The 23752-nt window shown below is 60.7% G+C and carries 14 protein-coding genes; 8 read left to right on the top strand and 6 right to left on the bottom strand.

The features are described 5' to 3' along the window. The first annotated feature begins 12 nt into the window (after positions 1–12). The 3 genes from ACM6HV_RS17315 to ACM6HV_RS17305 are packed head-to-tail and all read left to right on the top strand — an operon-like array spanning position 13 to position 4177. Positions 13–966: a cytochrome-c peroxidase gene (locus tag ACM6HV_RS17315; protein WP_414904846.1), complete on the top strand. Its 954-nt coding sequence runs from the start codon at positions 13–15 to the stop codon at positions 964–966. After that, positions 963–2777 carry a DAHL domain-containing protein gene (locus tag ACM6HV_RS17310; protein ID WP_414904845.1) on the top strand — a complete coding sequence of 605 codons (1815 nt, stop codon included), beginning with the start codon at positions 963–965 and terminating at the stop codon, positions 2775–2777. The genes ACM6HV_RS17315 and ACM6HV_RS17310 overlap by 4 nt, the downstream gene beginning before the upstream one ends. Then, the gene (locus ACM6HV_RS17305; protein ID WP_095668402.1) at positions 2774–4177 is read left to right on the top strand and encodes an ATP-binding protein; all 1404 of its coding nucleotides are present in this window, start codon (positions 2774–2776) and stop codon (positions 4175–4177) included. Before ACM6HV_RS17310 ends, ACM6HV_RS17305 begins: the two co-directional genes overlap by 4 nt. Positions 4178–4183: 6 nt before the next feature. Here the strand turns inward: ACM6HV_RS17305 and ACM6HV_RS17300 are convergent, their stop codons facing one another. Both ACM6HV_RS17300 and ACM6HV_RS17295 read right to left on the bottom strand, forming a co-directional pair. Continuing rightward, positions 4184–5509: an APC family permease gene (locus tag ACM6HV_RS17300; RefSeq protein ID WP_414904844.1), complete on the bottom strand. Its 1326-nt coding sequence runs from the start codon at positions 5507–5509 to the stop codon at positions 4184–4186. A 184-nt stretch (positions 5510–5693) separates the two neighbouring features. Beyond that, on the bottom strand, positions 5694–6515 hold the full coding sequence (locus tag ACM6HV_RS17295) for a carbon-nitrogen hydrolase family protein (protein WP_145594723.1): 822 nt from the start codon (positions 6513–6515) through the stop codon (positions 5694–5696). A 124-nt stretch (positions 6516–6639) separates the two neighbouring features. On the opposite strand from ACM6HV_RS17295, the gene ACM6HV_RS17290 reads away from it, so the two are divergent. Together ACM6HV_RS17290 and ACM6HV_RS17285 are read left to right on the top strand one after the other, a co-directional pair. After that, a complete protein-coding gene (locus ACM6HV_RS17290) occupies positions 6640–7440 on the top strand; it encodes a helix-turn-helix transcriptional regulator (RefSeq protein WP_041068300.1) in 801 nt (266 codons plus the stop codon). 241 nt (positions 7441–7681) lie between these two features. Beyond that, entirely contained in the window at positions 7682–9301 is a 1620-nt protein-coding gene (locus tag ACM6HV_RS17285) for an FMN-binding glutamate synthase family protein (protein ID WP_145594724.1), read from the top strand. On the opposite strand, the gene ACM6HV_RS17280 is transcribed toward ACM6HV_RS17285, so the two are convergent. From ACM6HV_RS17280 to ACM6HV_RS17265, 4 genes are all read right to left on the bottom strand, one after another. Beyond that, positions 9222–10859, bottom strand: coding sequence for a glycosyltransferase family 39 protein (locus ACM6HV_RS17280; RefSeq protein ID WP_414904843.1), 1638 nt, complete (start codon positions 10857–10859; stop codon positions 9222–9224). The genes ACM6HV_RS17285 and ACM6HV_RS17280 overlap by 80 nt on opposite strands. Then, positions 10856–11218: a GtrA family protein gene (locus tag ACM6HV_RS17275; protein WP_145594729.1), complete on the bottom strand. Its 363-nt coding sequence runs from the start codon at positions 11216–11218 to the stop codon at positions 10856–10858. Before ACM6HV_RS17275 ends, ACM6HV_RS17280 begins: the two co-directional genes overlap by 4 nt. Before the next feature lie 114 nt (positions 11219–11332). After that, positions 11333–12820, bottom strand: coding sequence for a glucosyltransferase domain-containing protein (locus ACM6HV_RS17270; protein WP_414904842.1), 1488 nt, complete (start codon positions 12818–12820; stop codon positions 11333–11335). Positions 12821–13017: 197 nt separating this feature from the next. Beyond that, the gene (locus tag ACM6HV_RS17265; protein ID WP_414904841.1) at positions 13018–14436 is read right to left on the bottom strand and encodes an amino acid permease; all 1419 of its coding nucleotides are present in this window, start codon (positions 14434–14436) and stop codon (positions 13018–13020) included. Between the two features lie 547 nt (positions 14437–14983). Between ACM6HV_RS17265 and ACM6HV_RS17260 the strand changes: the two genes are divergently transcribed. The 3 genes from ACM6HV_RS17260 (at position 14984) to ACM6HV_RS17250 (ending at position 23637) form a co-directional block, all read left to right on the top strand. Continuing rightward, on the top strand, positions 14984–15442 hold the full coding sequence (locus ACM6HV_RS17260; protein ID WP_222018484.1) for an REP-associated tyrosine transposase: 459 nt from the start codon (positions 14984–14986) through the stop codon (positions 15440–15442). A 236-nt stretch (positions 15443–15678) separates the two neighbouring features. Next, positions 15679–18792: a transglycosylase domain-containing protein gene (locus ACM6HV_RS17255; protein ID WP_414904840.1), complete on the top strand. Its 3114-nt coding sequence runs from the start codon at positions 15679–15681 to the stop codon at positions 18790–18792. A 156-nt stretch (positions 18793–18948) separates the two neighbouring features. Beyond that, positions 18949–23637 carry a dermonecrotic toxin domain-containing protein gene (locus ACM6HV_RS17250; RefSeq protein WP_414904839.1) on the top strand — a complete coding sequence of 1563 codons (4689 nt, stop codon included), beginning with the start codon at positions 18949–18951 and terminating at the stop codon, positions 23635–23637. Positions 23638–23752 lie beyond the last annotated feature (115 nt).

Here is a 23752-nt window from a genome sequence, read left to right as displayed (position 1 = left end):
AGACGATTGCCGATGAGTCTTTTCCACCACGCCATCATGTTGCTGCTGTGCGGGCTCTGCGCCGGGGCCGGTGCCGAGCCGCTGGACGAGCCGCTCAAACCGTTGCCCGCGGTGCCGCAGCAGGACGTCCGCCGCGTGGAACTGGGTCGGCGCCTGTTCCATGAACCACGGTTATCGATCAACAACACGCTGTCCTGTGCCAGCTGCCACCAACTGGACAAGAACGGTGCCGACACCCGCGCCCTGTCGCTGGGCTTCGACGGTAAACCGGTGGCGGTCAACACGCCGACCGTGTTCAACGCCGCCCTCAATTTCCGCCAGTTCTGGGATGGCCGTGTCGAAACGCTGGAGGAACAAAGCAACGTCGTCATCACCAGTCCCCATGAAATGGGCAGCGACTGGCGCACGGTAATCGAGCGGATCTCGAACGACCCCGACTACCGTCGCGATTTTGCCGCCACCTACCCGGACGGCGTGACCCAGGCCAATGTCCAGCAGGCGCTGGCCAGTTTCGAACGTACTTTGCTGACGCCCGGTTCGCGCTTCGATCAATACCTGCTGGGCAACACCGACATCCTCACCCTCGAGGAAAAGTACGGTTACCAGCGCTTCAAGGAATACGGCTGCATCGCCTGCCATCAAGGGGTGAACATCGGCGGCAACATGTTCCAGAAGTTTGGCGTGTTTGGCGATTACATTGCCGATCGCGGCAACCCGACCGTGGCTGATCAGGGCCGCTTCAACGTGACCCGGGACGAAGCGGATCGTGAATTTTTCAAAGTGCCGAGCCTGCGCAACGTCGCGCTGACGGCGCCCTACTTTCACGACGGTTCGGCGGACACCCTCGAAAAGGCGGTGGATGTGATGTTCCAGTATCAGTTGGGACGCACGCCGACCGAAGAGGACAAACGGCTGATCATTCTATTTCTCGAGACCCTGACCGGCCAAAGGGAAGGCAAGCCATGATCAACATCTCCCGTCGGCGCAGTCTGCTGTTGCTCACGCTGGTCGCTCTGGTGCTGGCGTCGATTCTGCTGTTTCTGTACTTCAAGTCCAGCTCCGACCAGACCATGACCTATACCGAGTCGCGGGATCTGATCCGGCAGATCAAACAGCAGAATTCGCTGTGGGAAAACGAGATCCTCAAGGCGCGAGTGGCGCTCACCCACAATTACGATCCGCTGGTGTCACCCATGACCGAGATGAACCGGCTCTGGGCGCGCTTCGACGCGATCGAGGCCGGGCATGGTCGCAACGACTCGGCGCAATGGAACGACGCCCACGAGGGTTTTCTGCAGGCGATGCAGGAGAAGATCCGCCTGGTCGAACAGTTCAAATCGCACAACGCTCTGTTGCGCAATTCCCTGGCCTTTTTGCCCACCGCCGAAGACGACATTCAGGAGCAACTCGCCAACCTGTCGGACCTGGATAAATTACAGCTGCAAAACATCACCACCGACACTTACGACCTGCTGCTCAGTGCCCTGGAGTTCGCCCAGGTCACTTCCGACGACAGGGCCGCCGACATCGAGGTCGGCCTGAACAAACTGAAGGTCAATGCGCAACGGCTGCCGCCTGCGTTTGAAACCCCGATCAAAATCATGAGCAACCACATCAGCCTGATCGCGCGCGAGCAGCCGCTGGTCAATCAGTTGCTCGAAAGCATCGAAAACATTCCCGTGGCCGAGCGCCTGGATACCCTCACCACTCTGCTCGATCGCGATCAACAGCGCGCCGACCGGGTCGACCGCCAATACCACTTCTACCTGCTGCTGTTTTCGGTGTTGCTGATGCTCTCGCTGGTGTGGCTGGCGATCCGCCTGATCGGCAGTTTCGCCGAGATCAATCGGGTCAACACGGCCCTGCAAACGGCCAACGATGCCCTGGAGCAACGGGTCGAGGAACGCACCCGCGAACTCAGGGACGCCCAGAGCGAACTGCTCGACGCGGCGCGTCAGGCCGGCATGGCGGAAATCGCCACCAACGTGCTGCACAACGTCGGCAACGTGCTCAACAGCGTGAACATCTCCAGCGACCTGATCACGCGCAAGCTGCGCAACAGCAAGACCCAGGGCCTGGGCAAGGCCATGCAGCTGATCAACGAACACCCGCATGACCTCGGCGCTTTTCTGTGTGAAGACCCCAAGGGCAGATTGCTCCCCGGTTACCTCAACCAGCTGGTGGGTGCGATTGCCCAGGAACAGCAGGAAATGGTCGACGAACTGAACCAGATGAACAAAAGCGTCGATCACATCAAGGACATCGTCGCCACCCAGCAGTCCTATGCCGGCGCCAACAGCATGACTGAACCGCTGTTCATCAATGAATTGCTCGAAGACGCCTTGCGCATGAACGCCGGAGCGCTGACCCGACACCACGTCACGGTGGTCAGGGAGTACGCCGAGGTGCCGCAGGTGATGGGCGATAAACACCGTTTGCTGCTGATCCTGATCAACCTCATCAGCAACGCCAAATACGCCATGTCCGACCTCAGCAACCGCCCTCGCACCATGACGCTGGCGGTAAAAATCGTCGATGACAGCTTCCTCGAAATCAGCGTCAAGGACGATGGCGAAGGGATTGCGCCGGAAAACATGACGCGGATCTTTGCCCACGGTTTCACCACCCGCAAGGAAGGCCACGGCTTCGGTCTGCACAGCTGCGCCCTGGCGGCCATCGAGATGAACGGGCACCTCACCGCGCACAGCGACGGACCGGGCAAGGGTGCGCTGTTCACCTTGCAGATTCCCCTGATCAGCGTCACGGAGAACGCATGAGCGAGCTGTCGAACCGCCGTATTCTGCTGATCGACGACATGCCGTCGATTCATGAAGACTTCCGCAAGATTCTCGCGCCACCGGCGGCGCAGTCAGTGGAACTGGACGAGATGGAGGCGGCATTGTTTGGTGCACAGGTGCGCGCCGAACGTCCGCCGTTCGAGCTGGACTCGGCCTACGGCGGCGAGGAAGGCCTGGGCAAACTGATGCAGGCCTTGCACGAACAACGTCCCTACGCACTGGCTTTCGTCGACATGCGCATGCCCGACGGCTGGGACGGCGCGAAAACCATCGAACACCTTTGGCAACAGGATCCGCTGTTGCAGGTGGTGGTCTGTACGGCCTACTCGGATTACTCCTGGGATGAACTGCTCGACCGGCTGCAGGCGCATGACCGATTACTGATTCTGAAAAAGCCGTTCGACAACATTGAAGTGCAACAAATGGCCAACACCCTGCTGACCAAATGGCAGATGACCGAACGCGCCTCCTTGCAGATGCATCACCTGGAACATCTGGTCGATCAGCGCACCGCCCAGTTCAAGCAGGCCAGCGAAGCTCTGCAGCGCGAAATCGATGAACGCAAGCAACTGGAAAGTCAGCTGGTGCAGTCGGAAAAGCTCGCTTCACTGGGGCAAATGGCGGCTGGCGTGGCCCATGAAATCAACAACCCGATCGGTTTCATCTCCTCCAACCTCGGCACCCTTGACGGCTACTTCAATCAGTTGCTCAGCGTACTCGATGCCTGGCAAACGCTGGGCGCCACGCCAGACAGCGAATCCGTGGCCCGGCTTGAGCAACTGCGCAAAGACGCCGATCTGGATTTTCTGCTCGAAGACATTCCGGTACTGATCCGCGAATCCAAGGAAGGCATTGGCCGGGTCGGACAGATCGTCAAGGATCTGAAAGATTTCTCCCGGGTCGATACCCATCAGCAATGGCAGTGGGCGAATCTGCAGCAAGGCATCGAATCGACCCTGAACATTGTCGCCAGCGAACTCAAGTACAAGGCTGACCTGATCAAGGAATATCAGCCGCTGCCGGACATCGAGTGCCTGCCGTCACAAATCAATCAGGTGATCATGAACCTGGTGGTCAACGCGGCTCAGGCCATGGGCCCCGAGCGCGGCACCATCACCTTGCGCACCGGGCAGCAGCAAGACACGGCCTGGGTGGAAGTCGCGGACACCGGCGCCGGGATTGCGCCGGACATCCTGCAGAAAATCTTCGATCCGTTTTTCACCACCAAACCGGTCGGCCAGGGCACCGGGCTGGGCCTGTCCCTGTCCTACGGCATTGTCAAAAAACACGGTGGCGACATTTCGGTCCGCAGCGAACCGGGGGTGGGCACGACCTTCCGCGTCGAGTTGCCGATGCGTCAGAGCCGGCCCGCGGCCTGAGGCGCCTCAGGTCGCTTCCTGAAAATCCATCTCCGGCGGCTGCCGCCGAAAGCCGCCAGTGAGCACCGCCAGATACACCACGCCAATCGCCAGCCAGCTCAAGCCCAGATACACCGCCAGGTGATCAAGGCTGACCATCAGCCACACGTCCGCCAGCAGCCCGATGAACGGGAAGACCAGAAACAGCACCAGCTCACGCGGGCCTTTTTTCTCGCCACCGATCCAGTAATGAAAAATCACCGACAGGTTGACCAGGCTGAACGCCAGGAACGCACCGAAGTTGATGAACGAGGTTGAGGTGGTCACATCGAGTTTCAGTGCCAGCAACGCCACAGCCGCACACAGCAGGATGCTGTTGACCGGCGTGCCGAAGCGCGCATGCAAGGTGCCGAAAAACGACTTGGGCAACACGCCATCGCGCCCCATGGCAAACAGCAAGCGCGAACCGCTGGCCTGGGCCGACAGCCCCGAAGCGAACTGGCCGACGATCAGGCCGATGAGGAAGATCGAGACGAACAGGTCGCCGCCGATGTTGCGTGCGATTTCATAGGCCGCCGAGTCGACGCTGTCGAACTGGAATGACGGGTGGGCGATCTGCACGAAGTACGACACGCCGACGAAGATCAGCCCGCCGATCAAGGTGATCAACATGATCGCCTGTGGAATGGTGCGGCGTGGGTCGCGGGTTTCTTCGGTCAGCGTACTGACCGCGTCGAAGCCGAGAAACGAATAACAGGCAATCGCCGCGCCGCTCATGATCAGCGGCATTTGCATGTCACCGTTGAAGAACGGTTTGATCGACCACAACGGCGTGCGCGCATCACCGCCGACGTAGTGCACACACAGCGCGACGAAGGCGATCAGCACCAGAAATTGCACCAGCATCAGCAAGGCGTTGATGCCATTGGCCAGCTTCAGGCCAACGATGTTGATCGCGCTGGTGATGCCGATGAACGCCAGTACCCAGATCCACTGCGGGATCGACGGGAATGCCGAAGCAAGGTACGCCGCGCCGATCAGCCAGATCGCCATCGGCAGAAACAGGTAATCGAGCAACACCGCCCAACCGGCGATGAAGCCGAGCCTGGGGCTGATCGCTTTGCGCACGTAGCTGTAGGCGGAACCGGCAACCGGGAACGCGGCGGCCATGCGCCCGTAACTCATGGCGGTGAAGAACATCGCCACCAGTGCTGCCAGGTACGCGGCCGGGACCATGCCGGCGGTGGATTGCGCGAGGATGCCAAAGGTGCCGAGGACAATGATCGGCGTCATGTAGGCGATGCCGAACAGCACCACCGACCCTAATGACAGGGTGCGTTGCAAACGAGCCATGGGCGACTTACTCCGAATGTTATTGGATTTATGGCAGAGCCGAGTTCGGCGAATGTTTCGGGTGTGGCTTTGTTTTTTTGGGTGAGTCAGATGAATCGATAAAAGATCGCAGCCTTCGGCAGCTCCTACAGGAGTACGCAGTGCAATGGTGTAGGAGCTGCCGAAGGCTGCGATCTTTTGATCTTCAGCGCGCAGGAATCAGCAACTCACGCAATCCGCACGCGTGCTCTACCACCTCCCCCGGCAGCTTCAACCGCTGATCATCCAGATAGCGGTAATCCTGGCGCGCGACCTGCAACCGGTCGAAATCCAGCTCGACGCTGAACGTCCCTTCCTCGCGCCCCGCCTCGAACAGCAACGTCCCCAGCGGATCGACCAGCGCACTGCCGCCGGCAAACATCAAGCCGTCATCCCCGGCCTCAACGCGATTGACCATCAGCGCAAACGCCTGGTTTTCCTGAGCACGGGCCATGATCGCGGTGCGGTGAGTCGGGGCGTACGGGTCCATGTTGCCGTTGGTCACGATCAGCAACTCGGCGCCCAGTTGCGCCAACGCGCGGGCGGACTCCGGGAACTCGATGTCGTAGCAGATCAGCAGGCCGACGCGCACACCGTTCCACTCGCAGGTGGCGTAGCGGTCGCCGGCCTCGAACACGCCGCGATCCGACGCCCAAAGGTGGGTCTTGCGGTATTTGAGGGCGATGCCTTCGGGGGTGATCAGCAGCGTGGTGTTGTAGAAGCGACCGTTGTCGTTCTCGGCCATGCCGATCACCACGGCGATGTTGCGCTCGCGGGCAGCGGCCAGCACCGCGCGGACGGTCGGGCCATCCAGCGGCTCGGCGATCTGTGCCACGGTGTCGGCCGTCGGGAAGCCCATCAAGTGGGTTTCCGGGAATACGATCAGTTGCGTGTCGGCACCGCACGCGGCAATCGCCGCGAGGGCGCGTTCGAGGTTGTATGCGGTGCCATTGTCACGGCCCGCCAGTTGGGCGAGTTCGACTTTCATTGCGAGTCCTTGTGGTCAGGGCCGGGCGCTGAAAGATTGCCCGGTGGCTGTCTGTGGGCCAGTATGCGCAGCAAGCAACCGGCAGGGAATCACGCGGCCGGGGTAACCCGATAGGGGTAGATTCATGACCGTTTCGTTTGATGACATCACTTGGCACCGCGCCGTCGGGCAGTTGATCGATGCGCTGGACAAGCCGAATTTCTGGGCACAACTGGTGCGTCTGCTCGACCAGTACGTGGCGTTCGATAGCTGGGTGGTGTTGCTGTTCAGCGCCGATCAGCACCCGCAAGTGTTCGCCGAATGCCCCGCTGAGGACGGCAGCCCTGACCCGTTGTTTCAGGATTATCTGCGCGGGTTGTATTTGCTCGATCCGTTCTACATCGCCTGCCGCGAGCAGTCACGCACCGGGCTGTATCGCCTGTCGGAGGTGGCACCGGAGCATTTCGAGCTGACCGAGTATTACCAGCGATACTTTCGTCTGAATGTGGTCGCCGACGAAATCCAGTTCAATTGTCAGCTCGAAGGCGAGCGCACCTTGTGCCTGTCGCTGGGCAGTGAACAACGTTTCACTGGCGAACAGATTGCTTTGCTGTCATTGATCCAGCCGTGGGTGCTGGGTCTGTTGCGCCAGCGCCTGCCGTACGAAATCAACGAAACCGTGGCCCTCGCTGCCGCGCCTGCACCGGCCGACTGGCGGGTGCAACTGGAAGCGTCGGTGCAGCAACTCAAGGGTGCGCAACTGACTGCCCGGGAACTGGATGTCGGGCGTCTGATGCTCAGCGGTTGCTCCAGTAAAGAAATCGCCCGTAAGCTGGAAATCTCCGTAGAAACCGTGAAAGTCCATAAGAAACACATGTACAGCAAGCTGGGGATCAAATCCCAGTCCGAGCTGTTTTCGATTTTTCTCCAGGCGCAGAACGCCTGATAACGCGTGGAAATGCTTACCTGTGGGAGTTGATTTGCTGTGGTGAGGGGATTCATCCCCGATGGGCTGCGCAGCAGCCCCAAGTCTATGCATGCGGTCTTTCAGTTAAACCGCAGTGAATGGTTTTGGGGCGGCTTCGCCACCCATCGGGGATAAATCCCCTCACCACAATAAATCTCATCAACAGGCCCGCCTGCTGCCACAGGTTTGCAAACCATTGAGTCCGAACCAAGGAAACCGTATGAGCCTGTCACTCCTGAGCCGCTACGCCTTCTTTGCCGTCTGCGTGATCTTCACCCTCGCCAGCCTGCCCTTTCTCGAACACGACTGGCTGTGGCCGATCACCGCCGTCACCGGCGTGCTGAGCCTGCTCGGTCTGTTCGACCTGCTGCAGAGCCCGCACGCGGTGCGCCGCAACTACCCGATCCTGGGCAACATCCGCTATCTGGTCGAAGGCATCCGCCCGGAGATCCGTCAGTACCTGCTTGAATCCGACAGCGACGCCCTGCCCTTCTCCCGCGCCCAGCGCTCGCTGGTCTATTCGCGGGCGAAGAACGAAACCGCCGACAAACCCTTCGGCACGCTGATCGACGTCTATCAATCGGGCTTCGAATTCATCGGCCACTCGATGCGCCCGGCGCCATTGAGCGACCCGAGCAGTTTCCGCGTCACCGTCGGCGGCCCGCAATGCACGCAGCCGTATTCGGCCTCGGTGTTCAACATTTCGGCCATGAGCTTCGGTTCGCTCAGCGCCAACGCCATCCGCGCGTTGAACCAGGGCGCCAAACTCGGCAACTTCGCCCACGACACCGGCGAAGGCAGCATCAGCCCGTATCACCGCGAACACGGCGGCGACCTGACCTGGGAATTGGGCAGCGGTTATTTCGGCTGCCGTACCAGCGATGGCCGTTTCGACCCGGAACGCTTTGCCGCCCAGGCGCAGAATCCGCAGGTGCGAATGATCGAAATCAAGATGAGCCAGGGCGCCAAACCCGGCCACGGCGGGATCCTGCCCAAGCACAAAGTTACCCAGGAAATCGCCGACACCCGCGGCATCCTGATGGGCGAAGACTGCATCTCGCCGTCTCGCCACAGCGCGTTTTCCACGCCGATCGAAATGATGCAGTTCATCCAGCAACTGCGTGAGCTGTCCGGCGGCAAACCGGTGGGTTTCAAGTTCTGCCTCGGGCATCCGTGGGAGTTCATGGGTATCGCCAAAGCCATGCTGGAAACCGGCATCCTGCCGGACTTCATCGTGGTCGACGGCAAGGAAGGCGGCACCGGCGCCGCACCGGTGGAGTTCACCGACCACATCGGCGTGCCGATGCGCGAAGGCCTGCTGTTTGTGCATAACACGCTGGTCGGCCTGAACCTGCGCGACAAGATCAAGCTCGGCGCCAGCGGCAAGATCGTCAGCGCGTTCGACATCGCCAGCGTGCTGGCCATCGGCGCCGACTGGGCCAACTCCGCGCGCGGCTTCATGTTCGCCATCGGCTGCATCCAGTCGCAAAGCTGCCACACCAACAAATGCCCGACCGGCGTTGCTACGCAAGACGCCCTGCGCCAGCGCGCCCTCGTCGTCCCGGACAAGGCCCAGCGGGTCTACAACTTCCACCGCAACACGCTCAAGGCACTGGCGGAAATGCTTGCCGCTGCAGGGCTGGAACATCCGTCGCAACTGTCGGCCAAGCACCTGGTGCGGCGCATGTCGGCGACCGAGATCAAGCTGTTCTCGCAGCTGCATGTGTTCCTCAAGCCAGGTGAGTTGCTCACGGGCGAGGTCAATGGCGAGTTCTACTCGCGGATGTGGCAGATGGCCCGGGCTGACAGTTTCGAGCCGCAGGAGGTGGCCGCGGCTTAAGGCCACCGGTCGCGACTGACGCGGTGTTGACGCTGAACAGGTAGGCCGCCGCCGAGCCGCTCCACAACGTCTGCCGCGTTTGCCAATCGCCGCTGAACAGGGTGCGGAAGTGATCGGGCGATTCCAGCGGTATCCACCAGACTCGGTGCTGGCGGCATTGCACCAGCGCCGGGTCATGGAAATAGATCCAGCGCCTGGCGAGCGGGATCAGCGCGTAGCCACCGCGAACCGAGGAGGCGAGGAACGCCGGGAACGCCGTGCGCACATGAAACCGCGGCTCAATGGCGCTGGTGTTGTAGTAGAGAAACGGCAAGTACGAAATCAGCGAGTCGAGGACGATGTCATCGCCGGGCTGGGCCTCGCGTTCGATCTGGCTGGCCAGCCCATCCAACCGGTAGTCCCGGCGCATCTCGGTGCCATTCATGCCATCGGTCTGGCGATAGACCATCGCCAGGCCGTAGCATTGTCCGACGACCACCAGCACGAACAGCGCCATGGCCGGGCGCGGGTATCGGCGTGCCAACGAGTCCAGTGCCACGGCGATAAGCAGGGGGATGCCGGGGGCCGCGAACACCAGATAGCGCGTAAGAAACAGCGGCATGAACAGCGCCAGGACAAACAGCGAGATCGTCGGAACAAAAAAATAGCCGAGCAGCAACGGCCGGTAACGCCGCTCGCCGGTGCCTTGCGCCACGATCAGCACTGCGCAGAGCACGATCAGCAGCAAAGGCGCCAGCCGCCACCACGACGCGGGTGCCACGCGCGGCTCCATCAACATGAATTGCCAGGGCAGCCCCAGTGCAGCCTGCACGGTCACAGGCTCGATCCACGCCGCGACACCGGCGGACAATTGTTCAAGCAGATTCGGCAGCCACGGCACAAACAACAGCACAATCGCCGCGTTGGCCAGGCACCACGCGCGGGGTGAAAGGCTCGCGGCGTGATCCGCTCGCGCCCGCCACCAGAACAGCCAGTGCACCAGCACGCAGCCCGCGGCGAAATAATGCGTGTAAAACGCCGCGCTCATCAGCAACACGTACAGGCACGGCCAGCGTTTTTGCCCGGGTGTCCGCGCCCAGCAGACCAGCGCCACGGTCGCGGCCATCAGCCAGAATCCGAGCAGGGTGTACATCCGCACTTCCTGGCTGTAGCGCACCGAAACGGGCAGCAGCGCCAGCAACAGTGCCGCCATCCAGGTCGCCCGCCGCGTGGCCACCAGACGCATCAACTGGATGCCGAGTAACACGCTGCCAACGTCCGCCAACACGCTCAAGCCCCGTGCCGCCCCGGCAGAATCGCCCCAGGCCATGCCCCAGTAATGCAGCAACACGTAATACAGCGGCGGATGCACATCCAGTTCGGTCAACGCCCAGATGCGCGCCGGCGTTTCTCGAGCCAGCAGCAGGCTGTAGGCCTCGTCATACCAGATTACGGGGACTGTAATGGAGTAGAACCGCACGAACAGCGCAATAATCAGAACTGCCGCCAGAGCCAGCTGATCGGCCCGCACTGAAACATTCGCGTCCTTGAAAAAAGGTGCGGCTACCCAAGGTTTCATGTCCGTTGTCCACGAAACAGCACATACCGGAAAAAGCAGTACCCCAACGTCAGGTTCAGCACGCTAAACACCGTCACCGTCAGCAATCCATGCCAGCCATGCGTATCGGCAATCGCGCCTATACCGAAGCTCGCTCCCGCCATCAGCCCCATAAACAGCAAATAGCCCAATACCGAGGTTTTGCTGTCAAAGGTGTAAAGCAGGTTCACGTAAAACGAGAACGCCGCCGCCACGCAGAATGCGGCGAAGTTACTGGCTGCCTGGGTCAACCCGATGGCGCTGCACAGGACGAAAAAAATCTGCCAGTGGATAAGTGCATCGGCGATACCAATCACTGTCAGCGCAGGAAATCCTTTCATTACGGTTCCTTGCCATGGCTTGGTCCGGCTGACTTTCGAAGCTAGGGCAAGGCGCTTGAGTGGTCTACTGTCAGAAATTACAGGTGCGGGGTGGATTGCGACGGACGGTCAGGGTTACCACTGCAGCAACCTGCCGTGAGGCGGTTCCTTCATGACGATGAAACCGTAATCGCCAATCAGGTAAATCCGGTAATACAGGCTGTCCACCAACGCAGGAAAACCCTGATAACCAACGTGGGTGGCGTTGCGCCTTTCGCGTTCGGCGACCACGTTGGTGATGCCCGCCGACGGCAGATTTTCCGCGAGGATGAAGTAGTCGACGTTGAGCAGATAGTGCAACACCGGCAGCTGTTCGAATGAACCGGCCGTACTGGCCAGCCAGCGATCGGAGTAGCTGACCGAGAGGTAAATCCGTTTCGCTTCACGTAGTTCACGATGGGCGGCGATGTCGTGGCTCAGGCTGTACAGCGCGCTGTTGGCAAAGGTTTTCTGCAGGCTCAGCACCCGGCCATAGGCGAAGGACAGCGAGAGTGTCGCCAGCAGCGGGATGATCAGCAGCAAGGGCAAGCGGCGGTGCCCGGACGCCAGCGCAACGTGCGCCAGATAGAACAGCCCCAGCAGTAACACGCCGAACCCCATCAGGGTCCGCGCGCCTTCATTGAAATCCCGAAACAGCAGGGTGATTCCGGGCACCAGCAAGACCAGAACGGGCAGCGTGAGCAAACACAGCAGCAGGCTTGGCCAACGGCGTTGGCGGCCCCGAACCAGACGCAGACAGCCCGCGAATGCACACAACACCAGTGCAGCGAAAACCCACGAGTAGCCGCCGTGAAACAGCAGCGCAACATTCTGCAGCACCCGAGAGAAATTGATGCCGATCTGCAACAGCGGGTGGGTGTCCAGGTTCAACAGATCCGTTCTTCGCAACGTCTCCATGAACGGATAAGCCGTGATGCTATAGATCAGGATGCCGAGGCCCGCTTGTGCGAGCTTCCAGCCCAGTATCCGCAGGATCTGCGGCCACTGCGTTTGCCGCTGAACAGCCCTGATCAACTCGACACCACACAGACCGAGAAACACATTGAGGCTGATCTGATACAGCCCGATCGCCAGCGCCAGCAACGCCGCCGGTACCAGCCAGCGCTGTACCCGCGATGAAGCGTCGAACGTGATGGCGTAAATCACCGCGACCATGCTCAAGGCCATGATCGGGCCGTCGTATTGATAGGACAGGTTCTGCAGCAGAAACGGGTTGTAGCAGAGCGGCAACGCGACCAGGCAACAGGCCAGCGTCGGTTCGACAAAGTAGTGAACGGTCAGCCGAGCCAGCGCCAGACTCATCGCCACGACCGCGAGCAACAGGGGTAACGGATAGATGTTCGGTGCCGCCCCGGTGAACGTCAGTGCCTGATAAAACCAGTCGGCAAACAATCGGCCCTGCCCGGCCCAGGCATTCGCGGCGGCCAGCGTGCGCCAGTTGTCGTCAATGTAGGGGAAGTCGGCGAGGATCAGCGGCAGGGCGTACAACGCAGTGGCAAGCAGGAAGAACAGCGCGACTTGCCGCTGACTGAGCTCTCGCTCGAGAAATGCGCTCGCCCTCATGTCTGCGCCTCGGTTACTGCCGCGCGGGATTGCAAAGAGATACAGGTTTGAGCCTGATCGGCCGCTTTGTATCGCTCTTTCAGACCGGCGGTAACACGGCAAAAGATCGCAGCCTGCGGCAGCTCCTACACAGGAAATGTATCAACCCTGTAGGAGCTGCCGCAGGCTGCGATCTTTTGCTTTTGCTATCGACTACATCAAGTGGCCGAACGCACCGCGCCCTGCGTTTCACCGCTCGGTTGCAACTTGAACACGTAGAACAACACCGTCAGTAACACCAGGAACGCCGGCCCGACATACAGCGCCACGCGGGTGTCCGGGAAGTACGCCATCAGGCCGACCACCAGCACCAGGAACGCCAGCGCGAAGTAAGAACTGACCGGGTACAGCCACATCTTGTATTTCAGGCCGGCACGTTCGCTGGCGCTCAAACCTTTGCGGAATTTCAGTTGCGCCAGCAGGATCATGACCCAGGTCCAGATCGCGCCGAAGGTGGCAATCGACGTCACCCAGACGAAGACTTTCTCCGGCACCAGGTAGTTGAGCAGCACACCGATCAACAAGGCGAAAATCGACAGCAGCAACGCCCGGCGTGGCACGCCGTTGGAGGTCTTGGCGAATCCGGCGGGGGCCTGGCCGTTCTGCGCCAGGCTGTAGAGCATGCGCCCGGTGCTGAAGATACCGCCGTTGCATGACGACAGTGCCGCCGTGATCACCACGAAGTTGATGATCCCGGCGGCGGTCTTGATGCCCAGACGTTCGAAGGTCATCACGAACGGGCTGCCTTGAGTGCCGATTTCGTTCCACGGGTAGATCGACAGGATCACGAACAGTGCGCCCACGTAGAACAGCAGAATGCGCCAGAACACCGAGCCGATCGCATCGGGAATGGTCTTCTGCGGGTTCTTCGCTTCACCGGCGGTCAGGCCGATCATCTCGACACCGAGGTAGGCGAACATGACCATTTGCAGGGACATCAGCACCCCGGTCACACCGTTGGGCATGAAGCCGCCGTGAACCCACAGGTTGGAAATCCCCAGCGCCACGCCGTCGTTGCCGAACCCGAAGGCAATGATGCCGACGCCGCCGATGACCATGGCGATGATGGTGACGATCTTGATCAGGGCGAACCAGAACTCGAATTCACCGAAGGCCTTTACCGCGATCAGGTTGATCGAGCCCATGCTGACCAGCGCCGCCAGGGCCCAGATCCAGCGCGGTACATCGGGGAACCAGATGCCCATGTACACGGCGACGGCGGTGATTTCCGCGACGCAAGTCACTAGCCACAGGAACCAGTAGTTCCAGCCGGTGAGAAAGCCCGCCAGCGGGCCGAGGTAGTCCTGGGCATAGCGGCTGAACGAACCGGCCACCGGGTTGTGCACGGCCATCTCGCCGAGGGCGCGCATGATCACCAGGATCGCCAGGCCGCCGAGAATGTAGGAGAGCATGATCGCCGGACCGGCCATTTCAATGGCTTTGGCCGAACCCAGGAACAGGCCGACACCGATACAGGCGCCGAGCGCCATCAGGCGGATATGCCGTTCACCGAGTTCGCGTTTGAGCGAGCCGCCGTGAGCGGTCTCGCCATGGGGCAGGTGATTGCCGACTGGCATAGGGATACAACCTCGTCTTGTTATTGGATATGACCGCCGAGTGGCGAAGCGTCGACCGATAGGCCTGAACTTCCCGAAACCGCGCCGGCCTCGTGGGCAAACGCGTCTCGCAGGTCCCGACCTGCAAGATCAGCGGGGCGTGCAGTATAAAAAGCTTGTGACAGGGCTTTTCACTCTATAAGCAACAACATTCAGCGGGAAATCTCGGCATTCCGCCGGTTTACGGAGAGGCATTACCTGGACTCCGTAGGATTTTTCCCCACTAAAAAGGCCAGCGAGTATTGCACAGCGTTGGTGCACCGTCATGCCCTTGTGGTGAGGGGATTCATCCCCGAGGGCCTGCGCAGCAGGCCCAAGCTATTCAAAATCTGGTCACCCCAGGAAAGGGCCGCTTCGCGACCCATCGGGGATAAATCCCCTCGCCACAGGTGACTTCAATTTTCCCACCCCCACCTGAAAAACGAAAACTCCTACGGCATTTACAGATCTCCCAAGAGCAATCCGCCGCTAGCCTTCAGACCTTGATTACTGAACGCAGGGAGCGAACATGCCAGTCAAACCAAATACCTACCGTCTTCGTTTAGGTCGACATTCCGAAACAGGCCGAGCCTATTTCGTCACTTCAGTTGTGTATGACCGCCAGCCGATATTTTCCGACTGGCGCACAGGCCGTTTATTGGTTGCAGAGTTTCGCCATGCCCATGAACAAGGCTTAATAGAATCCATTGCGTGGGTGATCATGCCTGATCACTTTCACTGGCTGATGCAGTTGAGCAGCGGCAGTCTGGGCGCTGTTGTTGGCGCGGTTAAGGCGCGTTGCACCCAAACCGTTAACAGGAAAACCGGTCGTCGCGGCCGATTGTGGCAAACCGGTTTCCACGACCGGGCGATTCGTGACGGCGAAGACTTGAAACCGTTCGCCCGTTACATCATTGCCAATCCGCTACGAGCAGGATTGGTGGAGCGGATTGGCGATTACCCGCTTTGGGACGCCTGCTGGCTCTAGGTCCGTTACCGAAGCCCGATCATGGTGATTTATCCGAGGTAAGGGGATTTATCTGTGTTTGGAGATTTGAATGTGGTGAGGGGATTTATCCCCTCACCACAGATAACCTCCACTCAAAACAGCCACCGACTTCAGTTTTATTCAGATGACTTCCCCGCACATTTTTTTCCCCATCACCAACCACCGTCTAAGCTTCAGTCAAGTCCGATCAATCTGCGTGAATGGATCAATCGACTATGGGTGCTTTGTGGCAAACCGATTCGAGTAAAGCCGTGGTTCCGACTGAACGTGTGGATGAAGCGCCTGTCCCCCCCAAAAAACGCCGCAACCGGCATGGCTGGAAGGCGTTCTGGTTATTGCTGCTGATTATTGCCATCGTCGTGGGTCTGGCCGCGAGCAAGGAGATGCGCACCTCGCGTTTTCAGTCCCGGGAGCTGAGCCAGTACGCCGCCTCGCTCAAATATCAGCTGGAACCGGGCCCCAGCGAAGCGATCCGCTATCCGGGCAATGGGCCGTTCGATCTGCGTCTGGGTTACAGCTCTCTCGATGAATTTTTGCCGCGTCTGCTCAAGCGCGACTACGTGATCACCGAGCAGACGCGGTTTTCTCCGGCGCTGCTGAGCTACACCGACAAAGGCCTGTTCGTGCCCTATTCGGAAAAGATCCAGGCCGGATTGTCGATCACCGATTGCCGCGCCGCGCCGTTGTATCAGTACAAGTACCCGCAGCAGCTGTATTCGAGTTTTGCAGCCATTCCGCCGGTGGTGGTCAGCAGTTTGCTGTTCATCGAAAACCGCTTTCTGCTCGACCCCAAACAACCGCTGGCCAACCCGGCGGTGGACTGGCCGCGCTTCGGCATGGCCGCCTGGTCGCAGGTGGCGAAGCTGCTGCACCTGCCGGGGCAATCGGCGGGCGGCAGCACTTTGGCGACGCAACTGGAGAAGTACCGGCACTCGCCCGATGGCCTGACGGTGTCCGGTGCGGAGAAGATCCGTCAGATGATTTCCGCCAGCGTGCGCGCCTATCAACCCGGGCCGCAAACCCTCGGCGCGCGGCAGAACATCATCCGCGATTATCTCAACAGCGTGCCCCTCTCCGCCGTGCCGGGGCATGGTGAAGTCCATGGCATGGCCGAAGGTTTGCGGGTCTGGTACGGCAGCGATTTCAACCAGGCCAATGCACAGCTGAACAGCCCGGCCACCGACCCGAAAACCATGGCCGACAAAGGCCTGGCCCTGCGCGAAATGCTCTCGCTGATGATCGCCCAGCGCCGTCCTTCGCATTACCTGACCAAGGGCCGTGAAGAACTCGCCGACCTCACCGACAGCCACTTGCGCCTGCTCAGGCAGAACGGCGTGATCGACAGCGCGCTGGCCGATGCCGCACTGGCGAGCAAGGTCACTTACCGCGACTGGCAGACCCAGCCGACCCTCCAGCCGATCGAAACCAACAAGGGCATCAGCGTTGCCCGCAGCCGTCTGGCGACGATGCTCAATCGCCCGCTGTACGACCTCGATCGGCTCGACCTGTCAGCCACCAGCACCTTGCAGGGCGATCTGCAAACCCAGGCCACCGACTACCTGAAAAAACTCGCCGATCCCGCGTTCGCCGGGCAGATCGGTCTGATTGGCGAACGCCTGCTCACCCCCACCAGCACCACCCAGGTGCGCTACAGCTTCACCCTGTTCGAACTGACCCCGGACGGCTCGCGGGTACGCGTGCAGACTGACAGCACCGATCAGCCGTTCGACATTAACGAGGGCAGCAAACTGGAGCTCGGCTCGACGGCGAAAATGCGCGTGCTCACCACTTACTTGCAGATCATCTCCGAACTGCACGACAAGTACGGCGCCATGAGCGTGCCGGAACTGAAGAAAGTCGAGGTGCCGGATCAAGATCGTCTCAGCCAGTGGGTGATCGATTACCTGATCCAGAACAAGGATCACGACCTGTCGAAAATGCTCGGTGCCGCGCTCGACCGCAAATACTCCGCCAGCCCCGGCGAGGCGTTTTTCACCGGTGGCGGCCTGCATGTGTTCCATAACTTTCGCAAGGAAGACAACGGCCGCCTGCCGACCTTGCGCGACGCCCTGCGCGAATCGATCAACCTGCCGTTCATTCGCCTGATGCGCGATGTGGTGCGCTACGTCACCTACTCCGGCCCCAACAGCAGCGCCGAATTGCTCAAGGACGACCGCGATCCGCGGCGGCAGGAATACCTGGCCAGTTTCGCTGACCGCGAAGGCACCTCGTTCCTGCTCAAGTTCTGGAAGAAGTACAAGAACAAGGACACCCAGGCGCGCCTCGACACCTTCCTCGACAGCATGCGCCCGACGCCGATCCGCATGGCCGCCGTGCATCGTTACCTGCTGCCCAATGCCAGTCAGGAAGACTTCAACAGCTTCGTGCGCGCGCACCTCAAAGGCGCCAAGCTCACCGAAAAACTCACCGACGATCGTCTGATCCGGCTGTACGACGCCTACGGCCCGGGCACCTACGATCTGCCGGATCAGGGCTTCATCGCCAAGGTGCACCCGCTGGACCTGTGGTTGATGGGCTACCTGCTGCACAACCCGGATGCCACCTTCAGCCAGGTCGTCAAGGCCAGCCAGTTCGAGCGTCAGGAAGTCTACAGCTGGCTGTTCAAGAGCAAGCACAAGGGCGCCCGTGACAGCCGCATCCGCACCATGCTCGAAATCGAAGCGTTCCTCGAGATTCACCAGCGCTGGCAGAAAGTCGGCTATCCGTTCGACCATCTGGTGCCGTCGCTGGCCACCGCCATTGGCAGCTCCGGCGATCGCCCTGCCGCGCTGGCCGAGCTGATCGGCACCATCCTCAACGACGGCGTGCGCATGCCGACCCTGCGCATCGACAGCCTGCACTTTGCCGCCGGTACACCCTATGAAACGCGCCTGACCAACGACCCGCATGTCGGTAAACGGGTGATGCCGTCAGAGGTCGCGACGGCGATGCGCGAAGCCCTTTCGCAAGTGGTGGACTCGGGCACGGCGAAACGCGTTTCCGGCAGTTTCAAGACCGCCGACGGCACGCCGTTGGTGATGGGTGGCAAGACCGGCACCGGCGACAACCGCATCGAAGCCATCGGCTCCGGCGGGCGGATCCTCAGTTCCAAGTCGATCAACCGCACCGCGACCTTCGTGTTCTACATCGGCAACAACCACTTCGGCACGCTTACCGCGTTCGTCCCCGGGCGTTCGGCGGAGAACTTCAAGTTCACCTCGGCGCTGCCGGTGCAGGTGCTCAAGGGCATGGCACCGATCCTTTCGCCGTATCTGCAGCCGGGTACGCATACCCTGTGCCAGCCCGACCCGATGACCGCAGCACGTTAGGCTCGCGCCTGGGTGGTAACGGAGTATTTTTTGCCGTTGAATTTCCGCTGTTTCGCGGCGTAAACACGCCGCGCTTCCAACCTGTTTTTGCGCTTTTTTCGCGCCGGGTCATTTCTTAGTCTGATCGCTCCATTTTGATCAACGGACGATCAGGCCATGCCCAACCTTTCTCCGACACTGTATCGATCGCAGCAGACGCCTTCTGCCCAAGGTCATAAAAGTGTCCATCACGATCTGGTTAAAGATGCCCTTCCCGACTGGCTGTACAAGGCTTCGGCAGCACGGGTCGAATCATTGAAAAACGTCACCTTGACCATGCCTGCATGGCATCGCAGCGCTGCGGCCAGCGAGCATCAACGGCTCAAGGATGAAATGCGCCAGGCATGGACCGCGCAGAACAACATCGATCGCGCACTGAGCAAGCTGCAAGATGCGCGCACCTTCGCCAGACCCTTGCTGCAACAGGCCTTGAAGACGCGCTTCGGTGTCGAGGACGATGTCGAGGACACCTGGGTGCGGCTGTACATGCCAGTCAAAACGTCCTGGTGGGCGCATGACTTTGCCAACGGCACGCAGAGTCGCACGGTGTCGCTGCTGGACGCGGCATTGCATAACTTTTCCAGCGACGAAACGTTCACTGCCGACTCCTGCTTTATCACCCGTCCCGATGCGCTCGGGCAGTTCTCGGTCAAGGCACTCACGCACAAGATCAGCATCGAGCAATTCAAGGCATTGTGTCGCGAGCTGGATATCGGCGCGCGCTACCAGACCCACTTGCACGAGTTCGTGCTTTCGAAAAACCAGGTGGCCCGTCAATACCTGCAGCTCAAGGTGACGCACTGCCAGAAACAGACACTGCGAGTCGCCGCGCGCATGGCCCTGCTCAAGGGCGACATCGACCGTCAGGCATTTGAAGTGGTGCAAGGCATGCTCGAAGACCGTGCACAAGTACTGTGGCACGGCAAGGCTGTGCGCTATCACACGCTGACGATGATGGACACACCACTGACAGGCATTGTACTGATCAGTGCCGACCCGCTTGCCGCCGCACGGCCCGTGCCGGTTCTGGCCTATGTGCCCCACGACCCGGAACACCCACTCAAGCAATATCCCGATTCACTGGCGTTCATGGCCGAGCTGACCCGCCAGTTGCGCGACACCTCACCGTCCTCGTCTTACCAGCAGTTTTTCAGTCAGTTTGTCCCGCAGCGCCAGCGAGGCTATTTCTTCGCCCGACTGAACGAGCGCCTCAGCCATGTGACATGGCAGGCGACGCCCTCCGGGTCGAACTTGCCCAGCTGGCGCGATACGCCTGTGGATCATCCCAACCTGCAATTTCGCGTGGCGCCGGTTCAACAGGATCGCGAAACACGCTTTACCGGTGACCTGTGGCAGTACCTCTACCAGCAGAAACTCAACAAGATGCTCAACGATGCCCGGGAGATTGCGATAGCCACCGAATACGCCGACCGTATGGCCCGCTGGGCATGGTGGGACAACCTGGAAAAAATCCTGACGGACATGCTCAATCTGGCGATGCTGGTGGCCGTGCCCTTCGTTCCCGAGCTGGGCGTATTGATGCTGGCCTATACCGCGTATCAGGTCACCGATCAGATTGTCGAGGGTATCGTCGACCTGGCCGAAGGTCACTTGGCCCAAGCCGGTGCTCAAGCCATCGGTGTGCTGGAAAGTATCGTGCAACTGGGGATTTTCGCTGCGGGTGCCAAGCTGGGCAGCGCGGCACTGGTCAGGCTCTCGCCGTTTTTTGAAAGCCTGAAGCCGGTAAAACTGAGCGACGGCCAGACGCGCCTCTGGAACCCCGACCTCACTCCGTATCGCGTAACCGACCAGATGCTGCCCGCCACCACCCGTCCCGATGCGCAAGGCTTGCACCCGCTGGGCAGCAAGCACGTGGTGAAGCTGGATCAGCAGGTGTTCGAGGTGATCCGGGATCCGCTGAGCGGTGAACACCGGATTCGTCATCCTCGCCGCCCCGACGCCTATGCGCCGACACTCAGGCACAACCGCCATGGCGCATGGGTCTGTGAATCGGAAAACCCGCGCCAGTGGCAAGGCCCGCAGTTGATGCGCCGAATCGGCCATGCCACCGATGGATTCAGCGATGCGCAACTGGAACAGATTCGCCAGTTGACTGGCACCGACGAGAACATCCTGCGGCGCATGCATGTGGAAAACGCGCCGCCCCCGCCTCTGCTGGCCGATACCCTGCTGCGCCTGGCAAGCCACCCGGCACCGGAGGACGCGGCGCCGGCTCTTTCTGCCCCGGCCGCCCGGGTACTGCGCGACTGTCCGCAACTGACGCCGGTGCTGGCCGAACGTGTTATTAGCCAGGCCCGTCCTCTGGAAATGCAGCGGATCACCCAGCGGCGGCAGGTGCCGCTGCGTCTGAAAACCCTGGCCCGCGAGCTGGAGTTTGAGGTGCAGTCGGTTCGAGCGGCGCAAGGGCTGCAACGCGAAGCGCTGATCACGGTCGAGAGCGAACGCCTGGCCTTGGGCGCGTTGCGTCATCACAGCGATGCCTTTGGCGCGCTGCGGATCGACATCCGTGACGGAACATTCGACGGCCCCCTGCGCAGCAGTGCCGGCGCCGAGTCGGCCGAGCGCGTCCGGGTGCTGGTGCGCACTGGCGAGAACCTTTATCAGGTGCGCGATGGCTCGAATCTACTGCTGCGCCGGGCTTGCGGTCTGTATGAAGCGATTCTCTACGCGAGCGAACATCAGGGCCGAAGCGTACTGGGTTACAGCACCGGCGAAGCCGAGCAGCTCAAGCAATGGATCATTGCCAAAACCACCGCTCCAAGCGAACGGCGCACGGTGCTGGCCGAACCGCCGATCCGCCCCGTTGTTCAATTCGACACCCAACTGTTGGTGCGCGGAGGCGGTTTGAGCCGAGACGGCGCGAGCCTGCACGAACGCATCGAAGATCTGCATCCGCACTTCACTGCGCGCGAGGTCGATGCCTTCGCCCAGGCCTTGACCGAACAGGGCGAACCGCTCAAAGCCATCGAGGCGATGGAGAACGATCTGGATGAACTGCGTGAAACGGTCAATCGCTGGCGCTATCAGCAACCGGACACCTGGGGACCGGGCAGCCATGCCTTTCGCGATGGCGGCGGATTACACATCCACAACCGTCTGCTGGCTTGTTTTGAACGCAAGACCGAACACTTGGGACAACGCAGCGATCCATCCTCTTACGCGCTGGATCTGTCGCGCGAAATGCTTCCCCTGAACCTGGAAACCTGGTGGGCCAAACGTCCGGAACTGAAAAAATTCCTCGACAAGGTCACCGTGCTCAAACTCGATAACACACGCTTTGCCACTGATTCCAGCGGCTTGCTCAAGGACTTCCCGCACCTGATCGAACTGAGCGCCAAAGGCTGCGACCTGCCCCGTTTGCCAGAGCGCATCGGCACGTCCTTGCGCCGCCTCGAACGTTTGCGTCTGAGCGATAACAAGATTGTGCTGGATGCCGCCGCCGTCGAGCGTTTACGCAGCCTGACGTACCTGGAAGTGCTGAAACTCGATGACAACCCGCTGGGGCTGTCGCCGAACCTGTCACGCATGCCCAGGCTCAAGGTGGTGGGCCTGAAGAACACCGGGCTGACCGCCTGGCCTGAAGGCATTCTGGCCAGACCTCGTCCCCGTGGCTTATTACTTGACCTGCGCGGCAATCCGCTGACGACAATTCCCGAGGTGGTCAGCGGCTCCGAGGCACAGTGGCTGGTGGCACGTACGCGCCTGGACGTGGTCAGCCTGTCTGAGGTCAATCAGGTGATCTATCAGACTCACCGACGCGCGGTGGGCCTGCCCGAGGAAACGCTTCTGCCGGCCGACCCGGTACGCAACTTCTCGATCATTTCCGCGTTTGGCGCCGATTATTGGAGTGACGTGCCCGGTTGGGGCATCAACCGGGAAACGCCTTGGTCGGAGCTGGTGGAGGAACCGGCTGCGCAACCGTTCATGGCGACGCTGCTCGGTGTACGCGAATTCGCCGACTACCGCGCCGGCGGTGAACTGCGCCAGCAATTGATGCAGCGTGTGTGGCGCATGCTTGATGCCGTGCACCACGACAGTCGGCTGCGGGAAAAACTCTTCACCATGGTGGTCGCTCCGGTGGACTGCGCGGACGCCGGCGCTCAATTGTTCAACCACATGGGCATCAACGTGCTGGCTTCCGAGGCCTATGCCTACGCGATCGGCCCCCGGGAACTGGAAAACAGACTGGTCACCCTGGCCCAGGGCACGGCGCGCCTGGAACAGGTGAACGACATTGCCCGTGCGGACGTCGACAGCCGAGGCGGCAATCCTGACGATGTCGAAGTCTATCTGGCGTATCAGACCGGCCTGGCCAGACGCCTGGGCCTGCCCTGGCAGACCGAATCCATGTTGTTCCGACCGGTGTCGGGCGTGACTGACGCGATGATTGATACGGCGTACGACACGGTACTGGCACTGGGTGAAGGCGATGGTCTGGTGGACAAGATGCTCGAACAGGACTTCTGGCAGAACTACCTGCAAGAACAGTTTCCAGCGCGCCTGGCCTCGAACAAGCATCGCTATATGAAGCTGTTCGAACAACTGGAAACCTTGCGCGAAGTGCAGCAGGAATGGCTGGATTCGAACACGGATCAACAGCGCGCCGAGCGGCGCAGCCGACTGCGCGAACTCGCTGCCGATCTGCCGATCCCCGACACCGTGCTGTTCGCTGATACACCGATCAGCGAAGCGACCTATAACCGTGTGCTGATCGATTTGGTGGATGAGGAAAAGGGTCTGGCCAGACGTTTGACTCGTGATGCCATGAGACGCGCCGGTCTGTAACGGTACACCGCGCTGGCCCTATCGCAGGCGTGCGCCGCCGGCCCACCGGGCCAGCGTAGTCCGGTGGCAGAACGGCTGTCAGCCAGTCTGCCACCGGAAAAAGCGCAATGGCGGT

This window comes from Pseudomonas sp. IT-P260 (assembly GCF_949768395.1).
In the GTDB taxonomy this organism is placed as follows: Bacteria; Pseudomonadota; Gammaproteobacteria; order Pseudomonadales; family Pseudomonadaceae; genus Aquipseudomonas; species Aquipseudomonas parakoreensis.
The sequence above is the reverse complement of the archived record's forward strand: the minus strand, read 5'-3'. Positions and strand labels throughout refer to the sequence as shown.